The sequence below is a fragment of the Stieleria maiorica genome (genome assembly GCF_008035925.1).
GTDB classification, from domain to species: Bacteria; Planctomycetota; Planctomycetia; order Pirellulales; family Pirellulaceae; genus Stieleria; species Stieleria maiorica.
The window spans coordinates 387,934-409,987 of record NZ_CP036264.1 but is presented as its reverse complement, the minus strand read 5'-3'; the positions used below and the strand labels follow the sequence as shown (position 1 = coordinate 409,987).

The window sequence follows — 22,054 nt, the reverse complement described above, 5'->3', positions numbered from 1 at the left end:
CTCCATCAGTACTAGCGCGAACATCGCGCCGATTGTCCGAGAAAATTTAAGAAACTTTCAGGTGCCAACGGATCCTTCGGAAAACAGGATGCCCGAGACCCGGCTTTGACAACGCACGGCGCCGACTGCGCCGTGAGCCCAACAAGAGCGTCTGATTTTTCTCTGAATCAAATGGACGCTGTGTTACAATGACCGCAACGCTTTAAGGAAAACACCAACCACCGCTCCCTGTACGAAACGGAATCGTGTGTCTTCCACGGCACGCGTGTGAATAGCTACAGCATGTCTGACGTCACGAAGATTCTCGGCCGAATCGACGCCGGTGACGGCCGTGCGACACAGGAATTGCTTCCGCTGGTCTACGACGAACTTCGCCGGTTGGCCGCTCAACGGATGCGTCGTGAGCGGTCCGACCACACGTTGCAGTCGACCGCGCTGGTCCACGACGCGTATCTGCGACTGGTGGGGTCTCAAAATGAGAGCTGTTGGCAGTCACGGTCACATTTTTTTGCCGCCGCGGCTCAGGCGATGCGTCGCATCTTGATCGAACATGCCCGCCGAAAAGCGAGTCTGAAACGCGGCGGCGATTGGAACCGGATCGCGCTCGAAGACTACGAAGAGCAAAGTGTTTGCGATCTTTCGGCCGACCAACTGCTCGAACTCGATGAAACGCTCACCAAGCTGGAAGCCGAAGACGCGGTGATCGCCGAACTCGTTCGGCTCCGGCTTTACGCCGGGCTGTCGGTCACCGAGGCCGCCGGCGTGATGGGGATCTCCCGCAGCGTCGCCTACCAGCACTGGGAGTACGCCCTCGCCTGGTTCGCCGTCGAGCTGGAGGGCGATTGATCGATGAACCAGCAACCCGTTCCCCCGCCGGCCCGCCGTCTTTTCGAGCAAGCAATCTCGATCGAAGACGAAGCGTTGCAACGTTCGTTTCTCGCCGAGCAATGCGGCGACGACACGGCATTGCGGGAGCGGGTCGAGCGTTTGCTGTTAGCGCGGCGTGAACAGCCGAACCATCTGTTGCGTCGCGCCGTGGCATCCGCGAGCGTCGGCGCGAAAGTGCAGCAAACGGAGTTCCTTGATCGTGCGACGCGTGCCGCGACGAACCAGTCATCGACGTCGGACACCCCCACCGTTTATGAAGACTCCAGCCGCTTCGCCCCGCCCTCGATCCCCTCGTACCATCTCGTTCGGGTGATCGGCGAGGGTGGGATGGGAACGGTTTACTTGGCCGAGCAGCTCGTGCCCGTCCGCCGTGAGGTCGCGATCAAGGTGATCAAGCCGGGGATGGATTCCGAGGAGGTGATCGCGCGATTCCGCGGCGAGCGTCAGGCCCTGGCGATGATGGATCACACCAACATCGCCAAGGTCTTTGAAAGCGGCACGACCGAGCGAGGTCGCCCGTACTTTGTGATGGAACTGGTTCGCGGCATCCCCATCACCGATTATTGCAAACAGCACCATTTAAATCTGCGCCAGCGGCTGGAACTGTGCGCCGACCTTTGCATGGCAGTCCATCACGCCCATCAGCGAGGGGTGATCCACCGCGACCTGAAACCCACCAATGTCCTGGTCATGAACCAGGACGACAAACCGGTCATCAAAGTGATCGATTTCGGCGTCTCCAAGGCACTCCATGGCGATCTGGGCGGACTAACGCTGGTCACTCACGGCTCCCAGCTGATCGGGACCCCGCTGTACATGGCGCCCGAACAGGCGAAACGGACCAATTACGATGTCGACACACGCGTCGACGTTTATTCGATCGGAGTGGTGCTGTACGAACTTTTGACCGACGCGACGCCCATCGATCGCGACACGCTCAAGCGGATCGGTGTCGACCAGTTCTACAGCCTGCTGGTGCGACGAGAACCTGAACGCCCCAGCCAGCGCGTTCCCGGCGCGGGATTTCAAACCAAGCTGCTCAAGCGCGAGCTCGATTGGATCGTGATGAAGGCCATCGACCGGGAACGTGACCGGCGGTACCCATCGGCCAGCGCGTTTGCCGCCGACTTGCAGCGCTATCTGGGCGGCGAACCGGTGGAGGCGTGCCCGCCGTCCTGGGCGTACCGGTTCGGTAAAACCGCACGCCAGTACCGCATCGAACTCAGCATGTTGGCATTGGTGATGGTCACGCTGGTCGTCATCTCTGGCGTCTCGCTCTGGCAGATGGCGGCGGTGGATGCGGCGCGACGCGAGAGCGAGCAACGCGAACGTCATGCGGTCGAGTTGCTCCAGGCACTCAAACTGCAACGCGCCCTGACGACGCTGCAGGACGGCAATCTGGTGCGACTGCACGAATTGGCCACCGACCTCCAATCCGAACCCGTGCCGATCGAGGGAGTCTCCCGGCCGCCCGAACTGACGCGACTGCTGATGAACGTCGCGACGCGCCCGACCGCGGGATCCTTTGCCAATTCCTCCGCTGTCAATGGGGTGGCGGTGACACGCGACGGGAAGCGGGCATTGAGTGTCGACGAACGCGGCGATGTCAAGCTTTGGGATTTGAATGCACCCGATGCGAGCGGGCGATTGATCGGGACCCACAACGAACCCGCTCACGCCGTCGCAATCTCGCCCGACGGCCACACCGCGGTCACCGGCAGCAAGCTGGGAACGATCTGTTTTTGGAACCTGGACGACGGCACGCTGATTCGTCGATTGCCGCCGCTGGAAACCGGCGTCGAAACGCTGCGCTGGTCCCCCGACGGTCGGCATTTGGCCGCCGGTGCTCGCTACAGCGAGGTCTGGGTCGGTGACGCCGATGGCAAGGAAACGTTTCGCATCGCCAATGACCATCGCCATGAAAGTTTGCTGTTTTCGCGCGACAGCACCAAATTGATCATTCCGACACGAGCGGATATCTCTGTCTACGAGATGTCGTCGGGCAAAAAAATCCGCAGCATCAATCCGCTGCCGCTAAGCAATGTGCGAACACTTTGCTTTGCCGGGAAAGACGACCGCTGGCTGGTCGCCGGCGAGCGATTCAAAGAATCCTTGATCATCCTCGATTTCGAAACCGGAAAACTGATCGGTCAATTGCCGCTGGACACCTCATATCCGCGCTCCCTCTGCGCTTCCGGCAACGGCATGTGGCTGCGGATGAGTTTCTCCGACGGTCAGATTCAGGTGATTCAGCTTTCTCCGTCCGACGGAGGAGCCTCGGTGACCGGCCGCGTCTTCGCACAGTTCCTCGCCCATCGGCCGGCATTCGATGTGCGTTTGCCGCTGGCGTCCCTGCCGGGCGATACCTTGTTCGTCTCCGGCGGCCAGGACGGCAACCTTCACCGCTGGCATCAACATGATCTGCGTTCGTCCGAGATGCGCAGGCGGCCCGATTCGGTGCTGGCAACCTATTTGATCCCGGAAACCGGACACGTCTATCACGTCCACCGGACGAAGCAGCCGCCGCTTGCCAGTCGTTCCGCGATCTTTTCTCCGACGATCGTCGATGGAATGTTTGCGGTCGCTTACAGACAAACCATTTCGATCGTCCAGACCAGCGACCAACGATCGATCGCCGAAATCATCTCACCGCTGGCCGAACACCGCGACGTCACTCTCTCTGCCGAAGGTGACACCGTGGTGGCGGGATCCGCGACGACGTTGTGCGTCTGGAAATCGACCGACCGATGGAGCTCACACGAATTGGTCAACCAGTTCGAGATCCAGCACGACGCGCCGCCACTGCTTTGCGATGGCGGACAAACGTTGATCGTGGACGACGCCGTCGGACGTCGGATCCTGGCGATTGATGTGCGATCGGGGCAACAAACCGAGCTCGCCAACGACGTCAGCGTCTCCTTCCTCTGCCTGGACTCCGACGCCCGGCGATTGGGGATGATCGCCGATAATCTGCTGCAGGTGATCGATCGCCGAAGTGCGGACGTGCTGATCGAGAAGCCCCAATTTCATGGAATCGCACGGCTGCATTTCAGCGACGACGGGACCACTCTTCTGGAAGGCCGCCGCGACGGTCGCGTCTACGTTTGGCATCTGCCGACGCGTCAACAACTCGGGTTGCTCTACGAACCCAAGCATGCGGTCGGCACACTGCTCCGCTGGCAAGTCGCAGACGACAGCCGCCGCGTGATGCTAGAATTCGGCAGCGATTACGGCGGGATCGACCTGCTGTTGATCCCCGGACAGACCCATCCGTAAGCCCTTCCGGCACAACCCTTCCATCCAGTCCGCCGGAGTCAGCGAGAGAGAATGAAGAGGATCAGTAGCTTGGACATGACTACCATGACGTTTCGATTCGCACTGGTCGCCGTTACCGCCATCATCTTTGGGACGCAGTCGTCCGCGGAATCGGCCGAAGACGCTCTCGGCAGCCCCAACTTCGTGGTCATCTTTACCGATGACCAGGGGTATCAGGACGTCGGCTGTTTCGGATCGCCAGAGATCCGCACGCCACGGCTTGATGCGATGGCCGAGGACGGCATGAAGTTCACCAGTTTCTATGCACAGCCGATTTGCGGGCCGTCGCGTGCGGCATTGATGACCGGTTGTTATCCGATGCGAGTCGCAGAGCGAGGGCACACCAAACAGGTGCATCCGATCTTGCACGAGGATGAAATCACGATCGCCGAAGTGCTGAAGACGAAAGACTATGCCACCGCATGCTTCGGAAAATGGGACTTGGCGAAACATTCCCAAACGGATTTCTTCATCGATCTTTTCCCGACCCGTCAAGGGTTTGACTATTTTTATGGAACGCCGACCAGCAACGACCGTGTGGTGAATCTGTACCGCAACGAAACGCTGATCGAACCGGCGTCCGACATGTCGTCTCTGACGCGGCGTTATACCGATGAAGCCATCGCGTTTATCAGAAAGAACCGAAAGCAGCCGTTTTTTGTTTATCTGCCACACACGATGCCGCACACGCGTCTGGACGCGTCCGGGCCGTTCAAGGGGAAAAGCCCGCGAGGGCTCTATGGCGACGTGATCGAAGAAATCGATTTCAACGTCGGCCGACTGCTGGATTCGATCGACGAATTAGGCTTGGCCGACAATACCTATGTGCTGTTCACCAGCGACAACGGACCTTGGTTGAACAAGAACACAGGATTTGCGGACGGGCACCTGGGCGGCGATCATGGCGGTTCGGCCGGGCCGCTGCGAAGCGGCAAGGTGTCGACATTTGAAGGCGGCGTGCGGGTGCCTGCGATCTTGTGGGGTCCCGGGCGCGTCCCCGCCGGAACGACCTGTGATCGGATCGCCACGACCATGGACCTGTTGCCGACCTTCGCCGCGCTGGCTGGTGCGGAAGTCCCATCGAACCGTGTCATCGACGGCGAAGACATTCGACATCTTTTTCACGGCGAGTTTGATCAGGCGGATCCGGAGAAAGCCTACTTCTATTATTTGCGCGTCCATCTCCAAGCGGTGCGTCAGGGAAAGTGGAAACTGCATTTGCCACGTCTGGAAGAACCGGTCGGGGCGGCTCCCTTCAGCCGCAATGTTCACATCGCGCCGGCCGATCGAATCGGATTTGAAAAACCGTTCCTTGTCGACCTGGAAAACGACCTCGGTGAAACGACCGACGTCGCGCACGCGAATCCCCGAGTGGTCCGGCGATTGCTCGCCCTGGCCGAAGACATGCGCGAGGATCTGGGTGATTACGATCGCGTCGGAAAGAACATGCGTTTCTTCGATCCACTGGAACGTCGGCCGACAACGCCGCCGGTTCCAGATCCCTCCAAACCACGAAAGAAAAAGCCGGCTGGATCCAAGAAATGAATCAACTGAATGGACGCGTTGGTGGGTAACACGAAATTGTTCTTAAGAGGTGAACCGCAGCCGGCGAGTCGAGATCATGTTGGAGTTTCGGTCAATCGCGCCGACGCGATCGACCGCAGGCTGTTATCCGAGCAAACGCACAACACCTCTACACCAACGGTCTTATGATGAAAGCTCTCCATCGCTGGATCGTCGCTCTCGCGTTTTCTGGGTTGTACGTGGTCCACCCTGCTTCAAGCGGCGCACAAGAACGCTTGCCTGCCGTTGTCGAGATCGATTTTCCGGTCGGTGATATTCACTTCCGGCACGACGAAACGCTGCGCGGCATGATGCTGACGATTTCCAGCGGCCCAATCTCGATGCGTGTGCGGCGCGTTTACGTCGGTGACGGCAAACTCGCGGTCAAATACGAGGCTTCACAATTCGGAATGATCACCCCTAACGGAACAACAAAACGGGGTGCGATCACCGTCGCGAATGGCGCACGAATTCAGACCGATGCGGAGCGACTTGCAAGGTGGGGAAGCATAGCCAACGAAGTCTATCTTTTGGTTCCCAACATTAAACTGATTGCAATCGACGAAGAGACAGAGTAGCGGTCAGAAACCAGTAAGGATTTGACTTCACGTGGTCGTCAGCCAATTGGCCGAAAAGTCGTCTCGCAAAGAGACGAGTCGCCGCGACGCTGACCGTGGCATGGTGGCTGAAGATGGCGAACCTATTTGTGTCGGTGTTGTCATAAGGACCATCCCCAGCACCCTCTCGTTGCCCCCGGGTTTTTACTGAAGCGATGGATCCGAACACCCATTCCGCATTGACAATTGAACAGTTCACACGGCAAGCGGTCCCGTTTGCAAGCTTGCCCGGCCACTCGGCGGCCATGGACATACTGGTTGAACTTGCCGCCCCGGGCCCCGAGGATGACATGTTGGACGTCGCCTGTGGGCCGGGAATCGTTGCCTGTCATTTTGCCCCGTTGGTCGGCTCCGTGACCGGGCTTGATCTCACGCCGGAGATGATTCGCCAAGCACGGATGCGACAATCCGAACAGGGCATCAAAAATGCCTCTTGGATCGAAGGCAGTGCAGCACTGTTGCCGTTCGACGACGCGACGTTTTCTCTCGTGTTGACGCGTTACTCGTTTCATCATTTCCAAGCCCCCGCCCAGGTGCTCTCGGAAATGCGACGCGTCTGCAAACCCGGTGGGCGGGTCGTCGTTGCCGATGTTTCCCTGCCGAGCGACAAGGTCGCCGGTTACGACGAGATCGAACTTCTGCGTGACCCCTCGCACGTGCACGCGCTCAGCCGCGACGAGTTTGCCGACCTGTTCTCATCCGACGAATTCGACCGTGTTCAGTTTAAAGAGTACAAGGTGGAATTGACATTGGAAGAACAGCTTGCCGTTTCATTTCCGGTGCCCGGTGGTGCGGATCGGATTCGCAACCTGATGCAGAATGATGTGGGCGTCGATCGGATCGGCGTCCAAGCATCGTTGGACGACGGGACCCTTCGATATTCCATTCCGATCACGGTCGCCGCCGCAACGACGGCGAGGAGCGGGTAGGAGGGGGCAATTCGATCAGCGTCTGTCGCCTCGGACGTGGCGTGCATGCGCCAGCGAGTCGGTGATTTGCGGTGCGCGATTGTTACCGTTTCTTGACCAGCGACGGTTGCCAGACTGTTACACTGGAAACTGATCCAAGGGATTGGCGGCAGGGGGCGATCGGTTGCGTGGTGGTCGATTGCGTGCCGCCGCGGAGATCCGTTAGATCGCTTCATTCTACTGATCCACGGAGACGCCGAATCAATGCGCCGCTCATCAATCTCTCACGTTCTGCTGATTCTTTTCTCCCTCTCCCTGACGGTTGCGATGTCAGGATGCGGTCAGGACATGTCGGAGCCCCAGGGGCCGGAGATGAACGCAGTGGAAGCTTACTTGCAAGAGCATCCCGAGGAGCGTGAAGACAATCCCGATGAAGCTCAGTCCGAAGAAGACGAGAACGATGCTTCGAGCTGATCAACGTTCGAAGCCGATCCGATAAATCAATTCCAATGTTTGTTTCTTTTAGCGCCGACCTTTCGTCCTATCATGCGAAGGGGCGGTGACCGATTTTTATTGTCTTGTTTGTTCTTGTTCGAGGTAGGTGTCATGAATGTCCGTATTAAACGTAGGGGTTTCACGCTGGTGGAACTGCTGGTGGTGATCGCGATCATCGGGATCTTGGTGGGGTTACTGCTGCCGGCGGTCCAGGCGGCGCGCGAAGCCGCGCGGCGGATGAGCTGCAGCAACAACTTCAAGCAGATCGGCTTGGGGATCCACAATTACCACTCCGCGTACAAGCGACTCCCGACGATCCGCGGCGGGACCTCACGAGTCCACGGGAGCAATAATCCACAGTCCCGCGAGCCGCGTACGATTGGTGGCAGCTTCGGTGGAAACAACCTGAACAACCTGAGCTCGCTGGTCCAACTGGCACCATTCGTCGAACAGCAAGGTTTGTGGGACCAGATCAGCAATCCGTTTCGCGTCCGCGAACCGGCTTCGGCCGCAGGACAGTACGAATTCAGCGCGATGGGGCCTAACGCCGACATCAGCCTGGCCCAGCACGGTCGCTATCAATACGATCCGTGGTTGACCACGGTCCCGATGCTGCGCTGCCCGAGCGACCCGGGCGACGGTTTGCCGGCTCAAGGCCGAACGAACTATGGTGTTTGTGTCGGTGACGCGCTGCAATTCCAAAACACCGGGGGCATCAACCAGAACGGCCGGCCGAACCGGACGGCTGCACCACGTGCCAAGGCCACTTGTCGCGGCATGTTTTTCCCGCGTGTGAACATGCGATTCCGCGACACCCTGGATGGGCTTTCCAACACGATCATGGCCGGTGAAATGGCGACCAATCTTGGCGACCGAGCCGTGTTCACGCACGCCGCGCGGATGACCAACCTGGCCACGCTGCAGAACGATCCATTGGTTTGTGAAGCCGAAATCGATCCCGATCGACCCAAGTTCTGGGCTCCCGGCGCCTCATTGACCGGTGGAACGCAAGGGCAACGCGGGTTCAAGTGGTCCAGCGGTTATTGCGTGCACACCGGAGTGACGACCATCCTGCCGCCCAACAGCCCAATCTGCAGCAGCGGTGCCGGAACCTGGCGGCCGGGAATCTATGGTCCCAGCAGCCGGCACCAGGGCGGCGCCCACGTCTTGATGGGTGACGGCGCCGTGATCTTTATCACCGACTCGATCGAAGCGGGCAACAAGTCGAACCCGATGGTGATTTGGAATGGCACCGATGCACGTTCGCCGGGGTCTCAAAGCCCGTATGGCTTGTGGGGCGCACTCGGGACGCGTGCCAACAACGAAACGATTGATGAGCAGCTCAATCAGTAGTTGACTCACCAGACTTGGTTCAAGTCGACATCGACGTCATGAAGGTACGTGACGGAAATACGCTTTTCCGTCACACGCTGGTCGACGTACCGCCCGTTCTCGAGCACCAACTGCGTCAGCGTCTGTTCAAACGGGTCGACGATCCAATACTCCCCGACTCCGGTTCGCTCATACAGTGAACGTTTGAGCGTCTTGTCGTTCGATTCGGTCGATGGCGACAGAATCTCAATCAGATGGTCGGGGGCCCCCTTCACCTTGGTGGGGGTGATGATCCGGTTTTCTTTCAGCACGACGACGATGTCCGGCTGGACGATGTCACTTTCGGTCAATTGCACATCCACCGGTGCGCAGATCACGCTGCCTCGCTCGACAAGTTCGATCTTCGAATACAACTGAAAGTGCAACCGCCGTGACACATATTGATGGTAGGTGCTCGGTGCCGGATTCATGTAGTGATCTCCTCCGATGATCTCATGCCGCTTCCCGTCATCCGGGAAACAGACGTAATCCTGGTAGGTCAGCTTGCGAATCTCAGTGCTCATCGATTCTGGCGAGGTTCCGGGCGAGGAGGAGCGAGCGAAGTTGGCGCCCACCGCCAGTATATCCATCGTGGACTTTCGCGGCGAACGAATGCGGCCACTGGGACAGTTGCCAGGTAGAGGTAAGAAGATTCTGGAGGTAGGAAAATGAGCTGAGTCGGATGGAAGGTTCATTTCGCTAGATTCTTACCCCCAAATCTTCTTACCCGATTTTCGCGACCGATCGCGACCTTGACGCCGCGACGTTGCCGGTCGAACATTCGCAGATTCTACGAAAGATTGCTGCGAGCCGATTCGGAGAGAGATTCAACGCGTCGGCCGCGATCCGCATGGTTCTACGTTTGAAAGGGTGGCTGTCGTCGGCTGGTATCTACTTCTGATCGTTGCAGGGTTTCTGGCCGGGGTCGTGAACACGATCGCCGGTGGGGGATCTTTCATGACGTTGCCGGCGCTGATGGTGTTCGGGTTGGAGCCGAAAATTGCCAACGCAACCAATCGCGTCGCGGTGCTGTTTTCCAGCGGCGCTGCCGTCGCGACGTTTCACAAGCACGGGCACCTCGACCACCGGCTTGCCAACCGCCTGACGATTCCGACGATGTTGGGGGTGCCGGTCGGGTCCTGGCTAGCGGTCTACCTGCCGCCGGACGCGTTCGAGCCCGTGTTCGGTGCTATTTTTCTGGCGATGGCGGTGCTGCTCTTGCTGAACCCCAAGCGAATTGCCGCAGCGAACGTCGCTTCGGATCGTTGCCGCCGGTGGGTCAATCCGATTTTTTTCGCCATCGGCATCTATGTCGGGTTCATTCAGGCCGGGATGGGCATCCTGGTGCTGTTGGCGATGAGCCTGACCAACAGCGGCGACTTGGTCGCGTCGAACGCGGTGAAAAACTGGATCGGTTTTTTGGTCACGCTGGCGGCGACGGTGATGTTTGCGATCTATGGGCTGATCGACTGGCTGCCCGGTTTGGTGATGGCGGGCGGCAACCTGCTGGGCGGTGTTGTCGGTGCTAAGCTGGCGATCAAGAAGGGGAACCGCTTAATCTTCGGGTTCCTGATCGTGGTGATGATCGCAACGGGGCTGAAGTTGATCGTCACCAGCGTGTACGGCTGGATCCGTTGACGCGATCGCGTCGACCGAGCGAGGTGAATAGAAAACGGCACGCCGCATATCCTAACACGGCGTGCCAAAATCAAATCCCGTATAGACTCCCTCTTCCCTGAGGTTCCGATTTACGCCAGATCGGCGGCAACGGACGGGACTCGACTGAGCGATAATGGAGCTTCGTTTCGAAGTGCTTGAGTGGGCTGTTTGGCTTTGGGGGCCCCGATGGCTTGGCGGATGGAGTTCATCAGCGTTTCCAGGCTGAGCGGTTTTGGCAACCAGCGATCGACGCCTTGGCGCCCCATCACGAGGTCATTTTCTTCGGGCGAAGTCCCGCTGACGGCGAAGATGGGGACATCGCGGAAGCGTTCCGACTGGCGCATCATGGTGACGGTTTGATGACCATCAAGCTCGGGCATGTTCATGTCCACCAGGACCAGCCCCGGTGCATCATTGTCTTCGAAATGCTGCAGCGCGTTGGCGCCGTTGCTGAATTCCAGGACCTGGTATCCTTTCAATTGCAGCACTTCGGCCAGCATCCGCCGTTCGTTGGCCGAGTCTTCGATCAGGGCGATGGTTTCGCGATCGGGGTCGGTGACCGGCGGTGCGTCGGGCCGTCGGAAGGCCTCGTTGGAATCGAGCCGTTTCAGTGATTCTTGGAGCGAATCGAAGGTTTCTTCCGCTTCATCGTTAATCCCGGCGCGGATCAGCTCGCGGTAGAGGTGCAGCCCGACGGTGATCTCGTGCAGTTCGTTGCGGATCCCGTGTCGGGTTTCTTGTGGCAGTTGTGCGATTTGGCGGCGGACCATTTCGGCGATCGCGTCCCCATCGCTGACCTCATCGCGCACGATGGTGATGCTGCGCGGTGCATCGATGCCGATTTTCACCTGTCCAGATTGGACGCGGATAAAGTGAACCGTGACTCCGACTTGCGGAAACGACACTTTGTCTTTGGTGCGACGAGAGAGAACTAACACGGCTTGCCCCTTGGAGTTAATTTTGCAGCGTCACAACCGGGAAAAAATCCCACCGGTCAACCAATTGTTTGCTGCGACTGACCTACCAGTTGGCAGGTGCGCTCCATTGCCAAGTCCGAGTGTCGGCCACTCGGAAAGCCGTATGATTAGGATTAGAACGCATGCCCCACTGAGTGTCAAACAATTATTCTACAAAAACCGCGAATAAATTGAAGTTCAATTTGCGCTCGGTTCGGCAGTGTTTTGCGAAGCATCGAAGTCGGCGATCGATCGCATCAGTTCGTCCGGATCGATCGGTTTGACCAGGTGCCTGTCAAAGCCGGCCTGATCGGCTTTGTTGCGATCCTCTTCACGTCCATAGCCGGTCACCGCGAACAAGATCAGGCCGGCATGCTCGGGATCGTCACGGACCCGCCGCGCCAATTCATAACCGTCGATGTCCGGCAGACCGATATCGACGACGGCGATGTCGGGACGGAATTCTTTAATCGCTTCGATGCCTTCGCGTCCGGTGACCGCCGTGGCGACCTCGAACCCTTTCAGCTGCATCGAACGCGAAAGCATCCGCCGGATCCCGTCGTTGTCTTCGATCAGCAACAGTTTTCGCCCAGGCGTCGCCGCCGTGTCGGACGGCACCTGGTCGGTCGGTCGTTTGTCGGTGATCGGAATGCGGATGGTGAACTCGCTGCCCCGCCCCGGACCACCGCTGTGGGCGACCGCGGTTCCGTTGTGCGCCTTGGCGATCATCCGCACCAGCGGCAACCCCAACCCCATGCCGCCTTGGGAACGTTCGATGCTTTGATCGGCCTGGGTGAAGGGCTCAAAAATCGACGGCAACAGCGACGCGGGAATGCCTTGGCCTTCATCCCGAACGGTGATGACCGCATCGTTTCCGTCGCGACCGACCCCGTAGGAAATGCTACGCGATTCGGCGCTGTATTTCGAAGCATTGACCAACAAGTTGACCTGCGCCTGCTGCAACCGCCCCAAGTCACCTTCGACGTAAAGCGGGCCATCAGAAACATCGACACGCAACTGCTGCTTTTTTTCATCGACTTGAAATTGAATGCAATCGACGACGTCCATCACCAAGTCCGTCAGGTCGAACACCTCGTTGCGCAACACGATCTTGCCATGGGTGAATCGCGCCACTTCCAGTAAGTCATCGAGCAACCGAGCGACGTGCCGGAGTTGGTGGTCGACGACCTCACGGGCTTCGCGGATCGTGTCCGCATTGATGCCGTCTTCCTTCAGCAGGGAGGTCGCGTTGAGGATCGCCGAGAGCGGATTGCGAAGCTCATGCGAAAGCGTGGCGAGGAATTGGTCACGGTGCCGGACCGCTTCCCGGATCTCGAATTCGGCTTGACGCTGTTTGGTGATGTCACGGGCGATCACCGATGCGCCGACGATGTTTCGATGGTGATCATGGATCGGCGAAACGGTCAGCGAGACGTCGATGCTGGTGCCGTTGCGGCGGACACGCGAGGTTTCCACGCGGTCGACCGCGATGCCGGTGCGGATCCGCTCGAGATAGGATTCGGGTTCGGAGGGGCGATCCGACGGCGCGAGGATGGAGACGTGTTTGCCGGTGACTTGCTGGCTTTCGTAGCCGTACAGCCGGCTGGCGCCGAGGTTCCAGGTACGGATCGTGCCGTCCAGGTCGACGCGATAGATGGCATCGTCGGAGTGCTCGACGATCTCGGACATCTCTCGCAACATCGCCTCGGCGTTTTTGAGCGTGGTGATGTCGATCAGCGTGATGACGACCCCGTCGATCCGCTTGCGTGCGATGTAGGGCTGAATCCGCAGCAGGTGCCAGGTGCCCGCCTGATCGACGACCTCCTTTTCGAACGCCTTGCCGTTCTTCAAGACGGACCGAATCTCATCGATCAGCCCCGAGTACAAGATCTGGTGCGAGAAACTGTCGAAGCGTCGTCCGACGTCTTGCGGAATCAAACTGAACGTTTCGGCGATCCCGGGCGTGAATCGCCGAATACACAGTTCGCGATCCAGGAAGATCGTGTGGACGTTGGTGCTGATCAGCAGGTTGTCCATGTCGTCGTTCAACTCGGTCAGTTCATCGATCTTGCGCTGGTGTTCGGCGTTGACGGTGTAAAGTTCTTCGTTGACGCTGTGCAATTCCTCGTTGGTACTTTGAAGCTCCTCGTTGGACGACGTCAATTGTTCGTTGGCGGATTGAAGCTCTTCGTTGGTCGTCTGCAATTCTTCGATGGTCGACTGCAAACTGTCCTTGGTGAATTGAAGTTCCCGTTCGATGGCCTCGAACTCTTCGTTGGACATCGTGCTGGCGTCGACGTTGGCCGGCTGAACCGGGTCCTCGGTCGGGGAATCGCTTTGGAATTGCAATAACAGCTGGGTGTTGCCGTTGGGGTCTTCGATCGGCAAGACCATCACGGTCAACTGCTCCGGGCCGTCGGCGGTCTGGCATTTGACACCGGCGTACTTGACCGGTGCTTTGTTTTGCATGCCGCGGCGGATGGCCGCCGACAAGGTGGAGCGGAGATCGGGCAGCAGGGCTTCCAGGATGTCCGACGACGGCCGGCCCTGGGGTGCGCGGAAATACTTTCCTGCCCCTTTGAAGGTGTGGATCAACTCGCGGCCCGACGAGATCAAGATCCCCGGCGGCATGAAGTGCTCCAGCAATTGGTCGTAAGTGTGAAGCAGGCTTTGCGCCGGGATCGATCGCAACAGTCCGGGGCCGTCCGAAAGCGGCGCGGGGACACGGGCCGGAGTCGCGATCGGCATTCGCATCTCGGTGGTCAATTTCAGTTCACGGTGTTTGCGATAGATCCGTGCCCGGTCGTCGATCGGCTCGAATTCGTCCGACAAGTCACCGGTCGTTTCGCTGGTCCCCAGGCACAGCACACCGTTCCGTTTCAGGCCGAAATGGAACAGCGACAACGCTTTCTTTTGGGCCGGTTGGGTGAAGTAGATCAACATGTTGCGGCAGGTGATCATGTCCAGCCGCGTGAAGGGCGCATCGCGGATCACGTTGTGCGGTGTGAACACGACCATCTTGCGGACTTCGGGCGAGACGTGATACCCGTCCTCCCGCTGAATGAAGTGCCGCTCGAGCCGTTCGGCGGTCAACCCGGCCAAGCTTTCGGGTTGGTAGATCGCACGGCTGGCCAGTTTCAACGAGCGTCGGTGGACGTCCGACGCGAACACGCGGACCGGTCGATCGGACTCCTCCAGTTGCAATCGTTCGGCCAGCAGGATGGCCAACGAATACGCCTCCTCGCCGGTCGCACAGGCGGCGACCCAGGCCCGAAACTCTTCGCCCGGACCGAGTCGCGAAAACAATTCCGGGATGACATCCAGCTCCAAGCGATCGAACACTTCCTTGTCACGAAAGAATCCGGTCACTCCGATCAACAGGTCGCGATACAGACGATCCAGTTCCCCTTCATCGCTCTTCACACGCTCGGCATACTCTTCCAATTCCACCGTGCCGGTCAACAACAACCGCCGTTCGATCCGGCGGCCGATCGTCGTGCTCTTGTAGTGAGAAAAGTCCAAGTCATAGCTGTCTTTCAACTGTGTCAGGATCGACCGTAGGGGCGCGTCGAGCACTTCGTTTGACTCCGAACCGGGCTTGGGGGCGGCGTGCCAGGGGGTTTGAAGGTAGCGGAGCAACGCCGCCGGCATCTCGCGAGCCGGCAGGACCATGTCCACGATGCCGGTGTCACAGGCGCTGCGGGGCATGCCGTCGAATTTCGCCGACGCTTCGCTTTGAACAACGACCAAACCTCCGGCCGCATGAATGTCCAAGATGCCGCGAGATCCGTCGGTGCCGGTGCCCGAGAGCACGATGGCGATCGAATTGCGTCCTGCGTCTTGGGCCAGCGAACGGAAAAAATGATCGATCGGAAAGCTGAGCTGTTCGCCCGCCGAACGGTCGGCCAGCAACAGTTTTCCGTTGGATAGAATCGCTTCCTTTTTGGGCGGCAACAAGTAGATGTGGTTGGGCAAAATCCTGGTCCCGTCTTCGATCAGCCGCACCGGAATCTTTGTCTTCCGGGTCAACAGCTGGTCCATCACGCTCTTGAAGTCCGGCGAGAGGTGCTGGACCACGACGTAGGCCAACCCGCTGTCGACCGCCGTGTTCTCAAACAGCTGCTCCAATGCCTCCAGCCCCCCGGCCGAAGCGCCGATGCCGGCGATGAAGAAGTGCTCGTCGGTAATGTTGGCGGTGTCTGCCGCCGGTTTCGCTTGGCTCATTGGTCGCCCCCAAAATTCATTGCCTTAACCTGCCCCTACGATCAAAGCTCGTTGCGGTCCATCGTAATACATGCGAAACTCCAGTTGGTGGTTTAAATCTAGCCCGATGAAGACTTGTTGGTCGCATTGTTGATCACCTCTTCGACGTCCGGCAATCGGATGAAGAACGTGGATCCTTGCCCCGGCTCCGACTCCACCCAAATGGTGCCGCGATGGCGTTCGACGATCCGCTTGCACAGGGCCAATCCCAGGCCGTTGCCGGGGATGTCACGACGGGTGACGAAGCGACGGAACACGACGAAGATTTCATCGATATGGTGCGGCTTGATCCCGATGCCGTTGTCGCTGACCGAGATCACTACATCGTCCCCGTCGGCCTCGGCGTTGATCTCGATCCGTGGCGGTGATTCGCTGAACTTGATCGCGTTGTCGATCAGATGTTCGAACAACGCCCTGAACTGAGCCGGGTCGACCGCCAACAGCGGCAGGATGCCGCGGGAGATGATCGCGTCGGAGTGCTGCAGTTGCTCGGCGAGCCGGTCGGTCAGCTCGTCGACCAGTTCTCCCAGGTCGGTCGGCTTGGGGCTCGCGCCGCGGGTGTTGACGCGTGAGTATTCCAGCAGGCAATTGAGCAATTCGTTCAGCCGTTCGGCCCCGCGGGTGAGCATCTGCAACTCTTCGGCAGACGCCTCGGGGATCTTGGACGTCAACGACTCGTGCAGGCTTCGCGAGAACTCGTACACCTGTCGGATGGGCGCTTTCAGGTCGTGGGAGACGCTGTAGGCGAAATCCTGGAGGTCGCCGCTGATTTTTTCGAAGTGCGTCCGCTGCTTGCGTTCCAGTTCGGCATGTACGACCGAAGAAATGTCGGTGAACGTGATCACGACCCCGCTGGTTTCGCCGTTGCTGCTGCGATAGGGCTGGATGCGTTGCAGGTAACTGGTGCCGTCGCGGGCCGAGACCTTCCGTTCAAACGCGGCATCAGAATCGAGCACGCGATGGGCGTCGTGCAGCAACTCGGAGTTGTCCAGGTTGTAGGCGAATTGGTCGATCGGCCGGCCGATGTCCTGCTCCATGATGTTGAAGGCCGCGGTGATCGCGGGCGTGAATTTCCGGATCCGCAACTGGGTGTCCAGGAAAATCGTCCCGATCTCCGTGCTCAACAGCAGGTTGTCCATGTCGGAGGTCAGCTGCATCAATTCTTCGATCTTGTGCTGGTGCTCCGCGTTGACGGTGTAAAGTTCCTCGTTGACGCTGTGCAGTTCTTCGTTGGTGCTTTGCAGTTCTTCGTTGCTGGCGACCAATTCTTCATTGGTCGACTGCAGTTCTTCGTTGCTGCTTTCCAGTTCTTCAACGGCCGACTGCAGCGATTCTTTGGTGAATTCCAACTCGCGTTCCAAGTCGACGATTCGCTGGGCGGCCTGATCGCTGGCGTCGAAGACTTCGGCAGCCGGTTCGCGAGGCGTGTCGGGCTCCTTGATTTCTTCGATGCAGACCAGGTACAGGCTGTGATTGCGTTTGTTGTAGGGTTCGACGGCGATTTGCATCGTGCGGCGTTGGCCGTCCTCGTCCTGCCGAATGCCCTGAATCACGACGCGTTCCTTTTCCCGCGTCGCGCGGTGCAGAGCGGCACTGAGTGCCATCCGCAATTCACCCTCGACCATCTTCAGCACTTCCAGGGTCGGGACGCCCTTGGGCTGGGTCAGTATCCGGCGGGCGTCTCCGAAAGAGTGCATCAGTTCGTAATGTTCATTGACCAACAAACTGGGCGGCACATAGCGTTCCAGCAAGTCGTCGGTGACCGAGGATTCCAAGCCGTCCTCGATCCGGGCGATGCCCCCGAAGCGCGGTTTTTCGCGGATGATGCTGGTCAGTGCTGGAGAGAGCGGCATCGTTTTGGATTCCGGCAGTCGCACGTCGCGGAGTTTCCGGAAGATCCGCCAGTGCTGGTCGAGTGTGTCGAATTCTCGCGACAACTCGGCCACGGTTTCGCTGGGCCCCAGGACCATCACGCCGCCGACCTTCATGCCGAAATGAAACAATGCCAGGACGCGCTTCTGGACCTCCGATTCCAGGTAGATCAGCACGTTGCGGCAGGACAGCAGATCGATCTTCGTGAACGGCGGGTCCTTGGTGATGTCGTGGGGGGCGAAGATCACGGTCTTGCGCAGTTCGCGCGAGACCTGGTAGGTGTTGCCGTGCCGGGTGAAATATCGGGCCCGCAATTCGCTGGGAACGTTGCTGAGCGCCTCGCTGGAATAAATCCCGGCGGCGGCGATTTCGAGCGAATTGCTGTGCACGTCGGTCGCGAACACCTTGACCGGGCAGCGTTTTTTGGCATCGGCCAGACAATCATCCAGCAAGATCGCGATCGAATATGCCTCCTCCCCGGTGGCGCAGCCGGGCACCCAGACGCGGATTTCGTCGTGCGGTTCTTTGGCGGCGGAGACGATCGGCGGGATGACGTCGGCACGCAGTCGCTCGAACGCACGCGGGTCGCGAAAGAATTGGGTGACTTCGACGAGCAGGTCTCGATACAGCGCATCGAGTTCGTTGACGTCCGATTCGAGAATCTGCACGTAGTCGGCCAGGTTGACGCAGCGCGTCATCTTCATCCGGCGTTCGATCCGCCGATTGATGGTGTTGGCCCGATACAGGGTGAAGTCGATTCCGAATCGTTTTCGAAACAGTCGGAAAATGACTTGCAATTCGGTCCCGGGCAGGGCGATGCGCTCCTGTTCGTGGACCTGTTTGGTGAATTGCTGTGGATCATTGGCGTAGGAGGAGATCAGCCCGCCCATTTCGCGAGCGGAGGTGACCACATCGGCGATGCCCGTGGCGATGGCGCTGCGTGGCATGCCGTCAAACCCCGCCGTGTCGATGTCTTGGACGACGACCAGGCCGCCGGCATCGTGCACGTCACGCACCCCGCGTGACCCGTCGCTGCCGGTCCCCGAGAGGACCACGGCGATGGCACGCTCGCCGGCGTTCTGAGCCAGCGAACGGAAAAACACGTCGATCGGCAAATTGAGCCCGCCGGAAGCATCCTGCTCGGTCAGCATCAGCTTTCCGCCGGACAGCGTCATGTTCTTCTTTGGCGGAATCAGGTAGATGGCGTTCGGCTTGACCCGCGTCGCGTCTTCCACGCGAAAGATCGGGATCGACGTGTGCCGGGCCAGCAATTCGTCCATCAGACTCTTAAAGTCCGGCGAAAGGTGCTGCACGACGACGAACGCCATGCCGGATTCGGCCGGGACGTTGTCGAAAAAATGTTCCAGCGCCTCCAGTCCCCCCGCCGAGGCTCCGATTCCGACCACGTAAAAGTCAAAATTATTGGTCGTCTTCGGGGGCGATTGCGGCTCGTTCGTGTCCACGTCGGTCACCTATTCGTTATCATCGTGATCGAAAACAATCGTCTGACTGTGCTGCTACGACTTTGGCGGATACTTGACGATCGCCAACCAAAAACCCTTGATGGAATTGACGACCTCCTGAAACTGGTCCAGCCCGATCGGTTTGGTAATGTAGCAACTGGCGTGCAGGTCATACGATTTGAGGATGTCTTTCTCGGCATCCGACGTGGTCAGCACCACGACGGGGATGCGTTTCCAGGCCGGGACCTGTTTGACCTCGCGAAGGAATTCGCGGCCGTCCATCCGCGGCATGTTCAGGTCCAACAGGATCAGATCGGGCAACTGTTTGCGTTCGCTTTCTTCGGCGCTGCGCAGGTATTCCAGGGCTTCCACCCCGTCGGCGGCGACGTTCAGCGTGTTGTAGAGCTTGCTGCCGGTGAGCGCTTTTTTGGTCAGCAGGATATCGCCGGGGTCGTCGTCGATCAGCAAGATGTCGATCAACCGCGGAGGAGGGCCGATGTCGATCATATCGTTTGCCTGTTGATGGTAAAGTAAAACGTGCTGCCTTGGCCGAGTTTCGATTCCAACCAAATCCTTCCGCCCATGCGTTGCACGATCTTTTTGCAGATCGCCAGCCCGACACCCGTGCCAGGATACTCGTCGCGGCTGTGTAACCGTTTGAAGATTTCGAAAATCCGGTCGGCGTATTTCTCTTCGATCCCGATCCCGTTGTCTGTGACGAAACATTCGTATTGGGGGCCGATTTGCCGGCCGCCGACGCGAATCTGCGGAGAATTCTGCCCTTGGTACTTGATCGCATTTTCGATCAAGTTTTGAAATAGCAGGGTCAGCTGGTTGGGATCGGCGATCAGCGTCGGGAAGGGCTCGACGCTGATCTCCGCACCGGATTCTTCGATCGCCAGTTGCAAATTGCTGATCGCTTCGGCCACCGCCGCGTTGGCGTCGACCGGTGCGAGCTCTTTGCCTTGCGAACTGATCCGCGAAATCGACAACAAATCGCTGATCAACGTCATCAAGCGGTCGGCACTACTGACGATAAATTCAATGTACTCGGTGGCTTCTGCGGAAAGCTTCGTCCCGTATTCGTTTTGCAGCAACTGGGCAAAGGAAGAGATCTTGCGCAACGGCTCCTTCAGGTCATGCGATGCCACGTAGGCGAATTGCTCTAATTCGCGATTGCTCTTGGAAAGTTCCGTGTTGAGATGTTTCAATTCGTCTTCACGCATCCGCTGGTCGGTGATGTCGATTCCCTCGGACAGGATCCAGGCGACTTGTCCGTCGGTTCCCGGCATCGGCTGGAGCGAACAGTCGACCATGATCGCCGCTCCGTCGGCCGCCTGGCGTCTCAGTTCGAATCGGGTGCCTTGCCCGTTGCGGGCATCGGCGATCGCACTTTCCAGAGTCGGCTTCATCGACGAAAAATCTTTCCACCAGCCGGTTTCCCAGAACGGCCGATTCAGGACGTCTTCCTTGCGGACGCCGGTCGCTCGGAGCGATGCTTGATTGGTTTCCAACAGCGTTCCGTCCAGATCCAAAATTCCGAGGAAATTGCGGCTCTGGTCGATCACCCGCTGCAGTTGGAGCCGGGTCAGTTCCAACTCGGCGGTCCGCTGGGCGACTTTGTTTTCCAACTGCTGCGGGCTTTGCAATTGCAGCATCTTGGGAATCGTCCAACTCAAAACGACTGCCGTCGCGATCGAAACGATCCCGGTCCCGAGTTTCAGGATTCCCAGCAATCGGTAGGCCGGCCACCAAAAAATGATCGCTTCCATCAGGTGCGTCGATCCGCAGAACAGGATGAACACGCTGAACAACCAGAACAGGTTGCGGAAGGGAATTTCCGGTTGCGAGCGGGCGAAATACACCAGCATGATGGGGATCGCCACGTAGGCGACCCAGGTGGCGATGTCGCTGATGATGTGCAACCATCCCATCAGCGGCGTCCAGCGGCCGCAATGCCAGCGGGGCGGGTAGTCGGCGGTGTCCCAGACCAACGAGACATCGCCAGAGAACGCGAGCGCAAGTCCGGCGCCGACAACGCCCAGCGCAATGCCGCCCGCTAACTTGTTCATCCAAAGCCCCCAAATTGCTGGCAGAAAAAGTGAATTGCTGGCAGAAAAACGTGCCGATGCCTCGATCAGCATCACCGCCAGACCGGCCACGGCGCGCTGACGCGATTCGCCCGCCGCCTTCGGCTGCCCGCTACATCCGCACATCCGCACATCCGCACATCCGCACATCCGCACATCCGCCGGAAAAATCGATCGGTGCTGCAAGCGTCCGATTCGGCTATCACCCCGCGTCAGTGTACCGATCTGGACGGTCGCCGCGCAGGTGACGTCTGTCGAGTTCCCCGGATCCCCCTCGATGGTGCGACTGCGGCAGCAATCGATAAAAGACCTCGTTCCAAAGGCTCCGCCTGGGAACGCACTGCAGGTGTGGCTCCCGCCAGACGCGGCCGTTTGCAGCCGGAGGCGGAGCCCGGGCGACGCAATTCCGTTCGATTCGTTCGCGTTTTCATCCGTGGGATTTTGGCGTTTTCAGGTCCGCTAAACCCTTTTGAGATCAGTCGTTTGGCGCCAGCCGGATGCCACCTACTCTATGAGCCGACGGCGCTAACCGCGGGTCTTGGATTGCCGTTCGAGACCTGTAAGGCCCGAGGCTAGCGCCTACGGCTCCGTTTG

Annotated in this window: 14 protein-coding genes; 8 read left to right on the top strand and 6 right to left on the bottom strand. The window is 59.0% G+C overall.

The annotated features are described in order from the left end of the window. Positions 1–282 precede the first annotated feature (282 nt). The 7 genes from Mal15_RS01310 to Mal15_RS01285 all read left to right on the top strand — a co-directional run bounded on the left by Mal15_RS01310 (position 283) and on the right by Mal15_RS01285 (position 9,139). Positions 283–846, top strand: coding sequence for an ECF-type sigma factor (locus tag Mal15_RS01310; RefSeq protein ID WP_147866090.1), 564 nt, complete (start codon positions 283–285; stop codon positions 844–846). Between the two features lie 3 nt (positions 847–849). After that, on the top strand, positions 850–4,164 hold the full coding sequence (locus Mal15_RS01305; protein WP_147866089.1) for a serine/threonine-protein kinase: 3,315 nt from the start codon (positions 850–852) through the stop codon (positions 4,162–4,164). A gap of 84 nt (positions 4,165–4,248) precedes the next feature. Beyond that, complete coding sequence (locus Mal15_RS01300) at positions 4,249–5,748, top strand: sulfatase family protein (RefSeq protein WP_147866088.1); 1,500 nt, start codon at positions 4,249–4,251, stop codon at positions 5,746–5,748. A gap of 218 nt (positions 5,749–5,966) precedes the next feature. Further along, on the top strand, positions 5,967–6,344 hold the full coding sequence (locus Mal15_RS01295; RefSeq protein WP_147866087.1) for a hypothetical protein: 378 nt from the start codon (positions 5,967–5,969) through the stop codon (positions 6,342–6,344). Between the two features lie 194 nt (positions 6,345–6,538). Then, positions 6,539–7,312 carry a class I SAM-dependent methyltransferase gene (locus Mal15_RS01290; protein WP_147866086.1) on the top strand — a complete coding sequence of 258 codons (774 nt, stop codon included), beginning with the start codon at positions 6,539–6,541 and terminating at the stop codon, positions 7,310–7,312. A gap of 327 nt (positions 7,313–7,639) precedes the next feature. Beyond that, positions 7,640–7,765, top strand: coding sequence for a hypothetical protein (locus tag Mal15_RS34860; protein WP_261344582.1), 126 nt, complete (start codon positions 7,640–7,642; stop codon positions 7,763–7,765). Between the two features lie 132 nt (positions 7,766–7,897). Next, positions 7,898–9,139 carry a DUF1559 domain-containing protein gene (locus Mal15_RS01285; RefSeq protein ID WP_147866085.1) on the top strand — a complete coding sequence of 414 codons (1,242 nt, stop codon included), beginning with the start codon at positions 7,898–7,900 and terminating at the stop codon, positions 9,137–9,139. Between the two features lie 5 nt (positions 9,140–9,144). On the opposite strand, the gene Mal15_RS01280 is transcribed toward Mal15_RS01285, so the two are convergent. Then, positions 9,145–9,681 (bottom strand): Uma2 family endonuclease, encoded by a 537-nt coding sequence (locus Mal15_RS01280; protein WP_167546569.1) that lies wholly within the window; start codon positions 9,679–9,681, stop codon positions 9,145–9,147. Between the two features lie 346 nt (positions 9,682–10,027). On the opposite strand from Mal15_RS01280, the gene Mal15_RS01275 reads away from it, so the two are divergent. Continuing rightward, positions 10,028–10,795, top strand: coding sequence for a sulfite exporter TauE/SafE family protein (locus tag Mal15_RS01275; RefSeq protein WP_147866083.1), 768 nt, complete (start codon positions 10,028–10,030; stop codon positions 10,793–10,795). 110 nt (positions 10,796–10,905) lie between these two features. Here the strand turns inward: Mal15_RS01275 and Mal15_RS01270 are convergent, their stop codons facing one another. The 5 genes from Mal15_RS01270 to Mal15_RS01250 all read right to left on the bottom strand — a co-directional run bounded on the left by Mal15_RS01270 (position 10,906) and on the right by Mal15_RS01250 (position 21,442). After that, positions 10,906–11,754 (bottom strand): response regulator, encoded by an 849-nt coding sequence (locus tag Mal15_RS01270; protein ID WP_147866082.1) that lies wholly within the window; start codon positions 11,752–11,754, stop codon positions 10,906–10,908. A 216-nt stretch (positions 11,755–11,970) separates the two neighbouring features. Further along, the gene (locus Mal15_RS01265) at positions 11,971–15,996 is read right to left on the bottom strand and encodes a chemotaxis protein CheB (RefSeq protein ID WP_147866081.1); all 4,026 of its coding nucleotides are present in this window, start codon (positions 15,994–15,996) and stop codon (positions 11,971–11,973) included. A gap of 98 nt (positions 15,997–16,094) precedes the next feature. Beyond that, complete coding sequence (locus tag Mal15_RS01260) at positions 16,095–19,370, bottom strand: chemotaxis protein CheB (protein WP_167546568.1); 3,276 nt, start codon at positions 19,368–19,370, stop codon at positions 16,095–16,097. A 54-nt stretch (positions 19,371–19,424) separates the two neighbouring features. After that, complete coding sequence (locus Mal15_RS01255; protein WP_147866079.1) at positions 19,425–19,877, bottom strand: response regulator; 453 nt, start codon at positions 19,875–19,877, stop codon at positions 19,425–19,427. After that, the gene (locus Mal15_RS01250; RefSeq protein WP_167546567.1) at positions 19,874–21,442 is read right to left on the bottom strand and encodes a sensor histidine kinase; all 1,569 of its coding nucleotides are present in this window, start codon (positions 21,440–21,442) and stop codon (positions 19,874–19,876) included. Before Mal15_RS01250 ends, Mal15_RS01255 begins: the two co-directional genes overlap by 4 nt. Positions 21,443–22,054: the final 612 nt, after the last annotated feature.

Bases quoted from the DNA above. Each gene is read 5' to 3' on its own strand.
- Mal15_RS01310 (WP_147866090.1), top strand. From the start codon at position 283: ATGTCTGACGTCACGAAGATTCTCGGCCGAATCGACGCCGGTGACGGC.
- Mal15_RS01265 (WP_147866081.1), bottom strand. From the start codon at position 15,996: ATGAGCCAAGCGAAACCGGCGGCAGACACCGCCAACATTACCGACGAG.
- Mal15_RS01255 (WP_147866079.1), bottom strand. From the start codon at position 19,877: ATGATCGACATCGGCCCTCCTCCGCGGTTGATCGACATCTTGCTGATC.
- Mal15_RS01290 (WP_147866086.1), top strand. From the start codon at position 6,539: ATGGATCCGAACACCCATTCCGCATTGACAATTGAACAGTTCACACGG.
- Mal15_RS01285 (WP_147866085.1), top strand. From the start codon at position 7,898: ATGAATGTCCGTATTAAACGTAGGGGTTTCACGCTGGTGGAACTGCTG.
- Mal15_RS34860 (WP_261344582.1), top strand. From the start codon at position 7,640: ATGTCGGAGCCCCAGGGGCCGGAGATGAACGCAGTGGAAGCTTACTTG.
- Mal15_RS01280 (WP_167546569.1), bottom strand. From the start codon at position 9,681: ATGAGCACTGAGATTCGCAAGCTGACCTACCAGGATTACGTCTGTTTC.
- Mal15_RS01250 (WP_167546567.1), bottom strand. From the start codon at position 21,442: ATGAACAAGTTAGCGGGCGGCATTGCGCTGGGCGTTGTCGGCGCCGGA.
- Mal15_RS01300 (WP_147866088.1), top strand. From the start codon at position 4,249: ATGACGTTTCGATTCGCACTGGTCGCCGTTACCGCCATCATCTTTGGG.
- Mal15_RS01305 (WP_147866089.1), top strand. From the start codon at position 850: ATGAACCAGCAACCCGTTCCCCCGCCGGCCCGCCGTCTTTTCGAGCAA.